Genomic DNA, 7759 nt, shown 5'->3' with positions numbered 1-7759 from the left:
AAGAGGCGCGGGCCTATCTCGCCCATCCGGTGCTGGGGCCGCGGCTGAGGGAATTCACCCGTCTGGTGGTGGCAGCAAACAAACCCGCCATCGCCGACATCTTCGCCCATCCCGATGATCTCAAATTTCGCTCGTCGATGACCCTGTTCGCGCACGCCACGGCGGAGCCGATCTTCCGCCAGGCGCTGGAAAAATACTTCGCCGGCGAAGAAGACCCCGAGACCGTCAAGCGCCTTTGATTTCCTTTCCCCTTGTGGGAGAGGGTGGTTTGCCTTGCACTTACCCAGCTCTCCGCGGACTAAGTGCTTAGGCAAACCGGGTGAGGGGTATTCTTTGTGCTATCGTCCCCCGCATGTCCGCCGCGCTGACGCCGTTCCTGCTGCCTGACCGCTTCACCCGCTGGTTCGCCGCGCGCGGCTGGAGCCCGCGTCCGCATCAACTTGCCCTGATCGAACACGCCGCCCGCGGTGCCTCGGTGCTGCTGGTGGCGCCAACCGGCGGCGGCAAGACCCTGGCCGGATTTCTGCCCAGTCTGATCGAGCTTTCCGGCCTGCCGCCGCGCCGCACCCGCGTCCTGCACACGCTTTATATCTCGCCGTTGAAGGCGCTTGCCGTCGACGTGGCGCGCAACCTCGAAACTCCGGTCAGCGAAATGGGGCTCGACGTCAGAATCGAAACCCGCACTGGCGATACCCCCGCCGGCCGCCGCCAGCGCCAGCGTTATTCGCCGCCCGACATTCTGCTGACGACCCCCGAGCAGGTGGCGCTGCTGCTGTCGCATCGCGATGCGCCGCGGATGTTCGGGCACTTGCGCGCTGTCGTGCTCGACGAGCTGCACGCCATCCACAATTCCAAGCGCGGCGACCTGCTGGCGCTGGCGCTCGCCCGCCTTGCCAAACTGGCGCCCGGCCACCGCCGCGTCGGACTGTCGGCGACGGTCGCCGATTCCGAACCGTTGCAGCGCTATCTGGTGCCCCAGCCCGGCGCCGCCGAACTCGTCCGCGCCATGGGCGGAGCGGTGCCGCAAATTTCCATTCTGGCGTCGGAGGAATACGTGCCGTGGGCCGGGCATCTGGCGCGTCACGCCATGAGCGATGTGATGGCGGCGATCAAGAAGGCCAAGACCACGCTCGTCTTCGTCAACACGCGGCGGCAGGCCGAACTCACCTTTCAGGATTTGTGGCGCATCAACGACGACAATCTCGCCATTGCGCTGCATCACGGTTCGCTGGCGCCCGAGCAGCGGCGCAAGGTGGAAGCGGCGATGGCGGCGGGTCGGCTGAAGGCGGTGGTGTGCACCTCCACGCTCGATCTCGGTATCGATTGGGGCGCCGTCGATAACGTCGTCTGCATCGGGGCGCCGAAAGGAGCGGCGCGTCTGGTGCAGCGCATCGGTCGTGCCAATCACCGCCTCGATGAGCCCTCGCAGGCGCTGCTGGTGCCCGCCAATCGCTTCGAGGTGCTCGAATGCGAAGCGGCGCGCGAAGCGGTGATCGCGGGCGAACTCGATGGCGAGCGGCTGAAGACCGGCAGTCTCGACGTGCTTGCCCAGCACGTCCTCGGCATGGCCTGTGCTGGCAATTTCTTCGAAGACGATCTGTATGCGGAGGTGATTGCTGCCGCCCCGTATCGCGGTCTTCTCCGCGACGATTTCACTCGCGTCGTGGAGTTCGTCGCCACCGGCGGCTACGCGCTTAAGCGCTACGACCGCTATGCCAAGCTGCGCAAAACGCCCGATGGCCAATGGCGGCTGGCTCATCCGCGCCTCGCGCAGAATTATCGCCTTAATGCCGGCACCATCGTTGAAGACCCAATGATCGACATAAGGCTGCAATCGAAAGGCCGCCCGGTCGGCGCCGGCGGGCGCGTGCTCGGTCAGATGGAGGAGTATTTCGTCGAGCAGCTTGCGCCCGGCGATACCTTCGTTTTCGCCGGCGAGGTGCTCGCCTTCATGGGCATTCACGAAGACGCCGCCTTCGTCACCCGCACCAACGACACCGAAGCCGAAGTGCCGTCCTACAACGGCGGAAAATTTCCGCTCTCCACCTTTCTGGCGCAGCGCGTGCGCGAGATGGTGTCGGAGCCCGCGCGCTGGAGCCTGTTGCCCGATCCGGTGCACGAATGGCTGCGCATCCAGGAATGGCGCAGCGTCATCCCGCAGCCCGGCCAGTTGCTGGTCGAGACCTTCCCGCGCGGGTCACGTTTCTATCTCGTCTGTTATCCCTTCGAAGGCCGTCTCGCGCATCAGACGCTGGGGATGCTGGTGACGCGCCGCCTCGAACGTATCGGGCTGCAGCCGACCGGCTTCTCAGCCAACGAATACGCGCTCGCCGTCTGGGGCCGGCGCGATCTGTCGGGCGTCGCTCTGTCGGCGCTGTTCGATCAGGACATGCTGGGCGACGATCTCGATGCCTGGCTCGCCGAATCCAATCTTTATAAGCGCACGTTCAAGAATTGCGCCGTCATCGCCGGCCTGATCGAACGCCGCTCGCCGCTGAAGGAAAAGACCGGCCGCCAGGTGACGTTCTCCACCGACCTCATCTACGACGTGTTGCGCGAGCACGAGCCCGACCACATTCTGCTCCGTGCCACCTACCAGGATGCTGCCACCGGCCTGCTCGACATCGCCCGTCTCGGCGACATGCTCGCGAGAGTCAAAGGCCGCATCGTGTCGCGAAAATTGGATCGCGTTTCCCCGCTCGCGGTGCCGGCGCTGCTGGAAATCGCCAAAGAAATGGTCGCTGGCGACGCTGCCGAAGAGGCCTTACGCGAAACCGAAGAATCCCTCATCGCCGATGCGATGCGGGTGGAATGAAAGTGAGTAGGGAGTAGGGAGTAGGGAGTAGGGAGGGAATAGTGAGTAGGGAATAGGGAATAGTAGGTAAACATATTGACTCGCGCCGCACAGATCGGCACTCGTTCCCTACTCCCTACTCCCTACTCCCTACTCCCTACTCCCTACTCCCCATTTTTCAATGTACCCACAACCCCAGCCCATCCGGTTCTTTCCCGGCGTCGATGGTCGCCACCCGTTTCATCGTCTTCAAATCCACCACCGCCACGAAGTGATCGCGCGGGCAGGCGATGAAAACGCGTTTGCCGTCGGGCTGCATCTGGATGCCGCTGGCGCCGTTCTCTTCGATCGGAATGCGATAGGCGACCGCGTGCGTTTTGGCGTCGATCACCACGAGGTCTTTGCCCCGCTTCTGGGTCACCACCACGTATTTGCCGTCGGGCGTGAAGGCGAGGCGGTTGGCCAGCAGCGTCCCGGCATCGAAGTGCTCGCGTTCGACATTCTTGTCGAGATCGATGATGTGAATGATGCCTTCGGCATCGCCCACCCACACGTCGTGCGCATCGGGCGATACCGCAAAGCCTTCCGCCAGCCGCCCGGTCGGGATCAGCGTGTGCTTGAATCCGGGCGTGGTGTAGGAGGCCGGTGCCGGCGGCGCGCCGGGGGCCACCATAGGTGCGTCCAGGCGGGCATCGAACACCGAGAGCGTTCCAGAAACCGCGTTGGAGGCGATGATCTTGGATCCGTCGCGATTGACCCATATCATGTGGGTGCGATCCTGGCCGGTGCCGAGCAGATTGACGACCTTGCCGGTCGCCAGATCGAGCGCGGCGATCGCCTTGGCCTTGTCGACCGTGAACCACAGCGTCGCCCCATGCAGCGCAAAGCCGTGCGGGCCTTTCAGCGGCGCCAGTTCGACATCGGGCAGCGCTTTCGCCTGCACCAGGTCCACCGCCGCCAGGGTTGACAGCGTGCCTTCGCCGAAATGGCTGATGTACGCGGTGCGATTGTCGGGCAGGATCACCACTTCATGCGGGTCTTCGCCGATCGGCACTTGAGCCGTCACCTTCAACGTCTTGGCGTCGACGATCGCCAGCATGTGGGTCTGTTTGGTGACCACGAGCAGGCTGGGGTCGGCCAGCGCGGGCAGGCACAGGGCGGCGAAGGCGGCAAACACAAAGCGGTTCATGGCGGTTCTCCCATCCGTGTTTTACCCGTTTGCCTCGCCCGATTGAAGGATGCGAAACTGCCGCCATGACTCAGGGCGAATGCGCCATTCTCGTCAGCGGCGAAACGCTGGTGCTCGATCCGGGCGGCGCCGCATGGTGGCCGGCGGAGAAGACGCTCATCGTCGCCGACCTGCATTTCGAGAAGGGCTCGTCCTACGCCCGCAGCGGCCAGTTCCTGCCGCCCTACGACACCCGCGCAACCCTGAAGCGCATCGCTATTCTGATCGCGCGCTATACGCCCGCGCGGGTGATCGCGCTGGGGGATTCCTTCCACGACGACGGCGCCGCCGCCCGTCTCGATGCCGAAGAGATCGCGATCCTCTCGGTGCTGACGATGAAAGCGGAGTGGATTTGGGTGGAAGGCAATCACGATCCGTGCCCGCCGGAGTGGCTGGGGGGCACCGTGGCGCCGCACGTCCAATCGGGGGCGCTGCTGTTCCGCCACATCCCGTGTGAAACGCCGTGTGCCGGTGAGGTCGCGGGGCATGTCCATCCGGTGGTGCGCGTCAACCGTAACGGCCTGTCATTGCGCCGGCGCTGCTTCATGTCCGACGGCTTGCGCCTGCTGTTGCCGGCGTTGGGCGCCTATACCGGCGGCTTCGATGTCTGCGACGAGGCGGTGACGTCTCTGTTTTCGCGCGAGGCCGGCGTCTTCGCGATGGGGCGGGATCGCGTCTATGCGGTGGCGGGCCCCTGTCACGCCCTGTTGCGGAACAGGAACATGGAGGCCCAGCCCAGCGCCACCGCCATCAGCACGGTGAACAGGCCATAGGCGATCGGCCTGGTGTGGGCGAAATCGAATACCCGTCGCTCGAAGCCGGCCTGATCGACATAGAACGGAGTCGATTGCGCCGCGGTCACCTGGCCGTCGCGGAACAGATACACCGCCACGTCATAGGAGCCGCGCGGCACCGCCGCCGGAATCGGCACATGAACGCGGAACAGCGTCGCGCTCTGCATGTCGACGCCGGCATCGGTCTGGATATAGAGCCCGGCGCCCTTTTCGGCCCGCACCAGCGACGCGATATAGGGCGCCGCATCGCCGTCGCTGGCGGTCACCTCGGCGCGCAGATTGTTGAGGCCGAGTTCATAGCGGCCGAGGGTGTCGGCATCGGCGATGCTGTTCAGCGGCCGTGTCGCGGTGACGAAATAGTACGCCGGCAGCCACAGCTTGGCGCGGGCATTGTTGATCCACAGGCCGGCAATGCGATCCTTGCGGCGCATCGTCATCAGCGTGTCGGGCCCGCGCACCACCACGACGATGTCGCGATTTTCGCCGACGACCGGATTTTCCACCGCCCCGAACACCGTCAGTTCCGAGCCGGTGAAGGTCGAGGTGATCTGCAGATAATCCTGCGACAGGCCCGAGGTCAGCGTCTCTTCGCCGAACGCCGGTGCCGCCATCAGGATAAGGGCCAGAGCCGCCGCTTTCATGGCGTCCCCGCGGTCAGCGAATAGACGTCGTCGGGGCGCATCACCAATTGCCAGAACAGGCCGATGGCGACCGCCAGCACCACGATGGCCATCAGGAAACGCAGCTGCTCGCCCCTGAGCTTGGCACCGGCGCGAACACCGTATTGTACGCCGAACACGCCGCCGAGGATCAGGATCAGTGCCAGCAGCGTGTCGACGGTATAGTTGTCGGCGGCGTGTAACACCGTGGTGGACGCGGTGACGAAAAGGATCTGGAACATCGAGGTCCCGACCACGACATTGGTCGGCATCCGCAGAATGTAGATCATCGCCGGCACTGACAGGAAGGCGCCGCCGACGCCGAGCACGGCCGAGAGGATGCCGACGATGAAGCCGAGCACCAGTGGCGGGATCACGCTGATGTAGAGCCGCGACTGGCGGAAGCGCATCTTGAACGGCAGGCCGTGAATCCAGTTGTGCTGGCCGGAGCGCTTGCCGCCCGCCGATTTGCCGTCGCGCCGTGCCTTCCAGGTGCGGATGCTCTCGTTGAGCATGATGGCGCCGACCCAGCCGAGCAGCAGCACATACGATGCCGACACGGTGAATTCGGCCTGTCCCATGCGCCGCAGCACCGCGAACAGCCAGACGCCCGTGGCCGACCCGACCAGCCCCGACGCCACCATCACCGCGCCCATCTTGAAATCGACGGTGCGGCGCTTGGAATGCACCAGCACGCCGGAAAATGTCACACCGGCGATCTGGTTGGCGGTGGTGGCGACCGCGACGCCGGGCGGGATGCCATAGAAGATCAGGAGCGGGGTGAGAAGAAAGCCGCCGCCGACGCCGAACACGCCCGACAGGAAGCCGACCGCGAAACCGAGCCCGAGGATGACCGGCCACTGGACCGACATCTGGGCGATGGGCAGGTAGATTTCCATCGAGGGATATTTCGCAGGCGAACCGGAACGACTGTGCGCGGGTTGTCCGGGATGGTCAACCGCGGCAGTGGTCAGCGCGCGATATCGCCCAGCGCCGGGGCAACATTGGCCCGGGCATTGAGTTGGAGGGCGCGGAAGCTGTCGGCCGCGCGCTGGGCGGCGGCGCGGGCGTCGGCGTCGAGCTGGTTGGCGATGGCGTTCATGCGGGTCTTGGACTCGCCATCGTTCTGGGCGGCGGCGATGGCGTACCATTTGTACGCATCGACGAGGTTCTGCGGCACGCCATAGCCGCGTTCGTAGAGCACGGCGAGATTGAACTGGCTGTCCGACAGGCCGAGGTTGGCCGCCTTGAGGAACCAGCGCGAGGCTTCGGCGAAATCCTTCTTCACGCCGGTGCCTTTGGCATAGGCGACAGCGAGATTGTGCATCGCCTTGCGGTTGCCTTGATTGGCGGCGGCGAGATAGAGGCGCACCGCCTTGACCGGATCGGCGGTGACGCCAAGACCGTTCTCATACAGTCCGCCGAGGCGGTACTGCGCCACCGGTTCGCCGGCATCGGCGGCCTTGGTCAGCCATTTGACGGCTTCGGACTGGTTGGTGGGCGTGCCGTCGAGATATTTCAATCCGACGATGAGCTGGGCTCGGGCGTTGCCGGCGTTGGCAGCCTGGGTGAGGCGGTCGAGCGGCGCGGTGACCGGCTGCGGCGCCGGTTGGGCGGCGGGCGGCGGCACGGCGGCGACAGCAGTCGGCTTCGGCGCCTGAGCGGGGCGGATCACCTGCGGCGCCGGCTGGGCCTCGGCCTGATGCAGGGCAGGGCTCTCAGCCTTGGCGGCCGGCTTGGCCGGTGCGGCGGCGATCGGTTGGGTCACATCGGCCGGCCGGTTCATCGCCTGCCAATGCAGGAACAGCGCGGCACAAACGAAAAGCGTGATCAGGACCAAGAGCCCGACCAGCAGCGGGCTCGATTTGCGCTTCGGCGCCGGAACGGCGGCATCGGGCGTGCCCCAGCGCATGGCGCCGAGATTGGCGGAGCGCTCGGTTTCCTGCGCGGCGGCGGCGCGGGCCGAGCGGCGGGCGGCGGCGAGATAGGATTCGACCGTCGGTGGGGCCTCGGCGAGCACCGTGTCGGTGATCGGCGCCACACCGGCATCGGGCAGATCGAACGCCGGCAAGGCATCGCCGGGCGGAGCTGCAAACGGCGGCGGCGCGAACGGCGGTGGTGCGGCGACGGCGAACGGCGGCACCTCGGCGGCGAACGGCGGTGGCTCGAACCCGGACAACGGCGCGAAGGTGGCGGCGGTCGGCGGCGCCGTCGGGACAACGACCGGCGGTGGCGCCAGAACTTCCGGGGCCGGTGCGACCGGCTCGGGTGCTTTGGCAGCGGT

Annotated in this window: 7 protein-coding genes; 3 read left to right on the top strand and 4 right to left on the bottom strand. The window is 65.8% G+C overall.

Annotated elements, in window-relative coordinates:
* A partial coding sequence (locus AC1P6P_RS18380) for a DUF1810 family protein (RefSeq protein ID WP_481403896.1) occupies window positions 1-239 on the top strand: 239 nt, incomplete at its 5' end.
* A gap of 113 nt (window positions 240-352) precedes the next feature.
* Window positions 353-2815, top strand: coding sequence for a ligase-associated DNA damage response DEXH box helicase (locus AC1P6P_RS18375; RefSeq protein ID WP_481403895.1), 2463 nt, complete (start codon window positions 353-355; stop codon window positions 2813-2815).
* 157 nt (window positions 2816-2972) lie between these two features.
* Here AC1P6P_RS18375 and AC1P6P_RS18370 read toward each other — a convergent pair whose 3' ends face one another.
* Window positions 2973-3983: a beta-propeller fold lactonase family protein gene (locus AC1P6P_RS18370; RefSeq protein WP_481403894.1), complete on the bottom strand. Its 1011-nt coding sequence runs from the start codon at window positions 3981-3983 to the stop codon at window positions 2973-2975.
* Between the two features lie 65 nt (window positions 3984-4048).
* On the opposite strand from AC1P6P_RS18370, the gene pdeM reads away from it, so the two are divergent.
* Complete coding sequence (gene pdeM, locus AC1P6P_RS18365; protein ID WP_481403893.1) at window positions 4049-4795, top strand: ligase-associated DNA damage response endonuclease PdeM; 747 nt, start codon at window positions 4049-4051, stop codon at window positions 4793-4795.
* Here pdeM and AC1P6P_RS18360 read toward each other — a convergent pair.
* The 3 genes from AC1P6P_RS18360 to AC1P6P_RS18350 all read right to left on the bottom strand — a co-directional run.
* Window positions 4720-5457, bottom strand: coding sequence for a TIGR02186 family protein (locus tag AC1P6P_RS18360; protein WP_481403892.1), 738 nt, complete (start codon window positions 5455-5457; stop codon window positions 4720-4722). The two genes, pdeM and AC1P6P_RS18360, sit on opposite strands and share 76 nt — an antisense overlap.
* Window positions 5454-6374, bottom strand: a complete 921-nt coding sequence (locus AC1P6P_RS18355) for a sulfite exporter TauE/SafE family protein (protein WP_481403891.1) — start codon at window positions 6372-6374, stop codon at window positions 5454-5456. The genes AC1P6P_RS18360 and AC1P6P_RS18355 overlap by 4 nt, the downstream gene beginning before the upstream one ends.
* Window positions 6375-6445: 71 nt before the next feature.
* Window positions 6446-7759 (bottom strand): tetratricopeptide repeat protein (locus AC1P6P_RS18350; RefSeq protein WP_481403890.1); only part of this gene is annotated, 1314 nt, incomplete at its 5' end.

It is taken from the genome of Rhizomicrobium sp. (assembly GCF_056722145.1).
The sequence above is the reverse complement of the archived record's forward strand: the minus strand, read 5'-3'. Positions and strand labels throughout refer to the sequence as shown.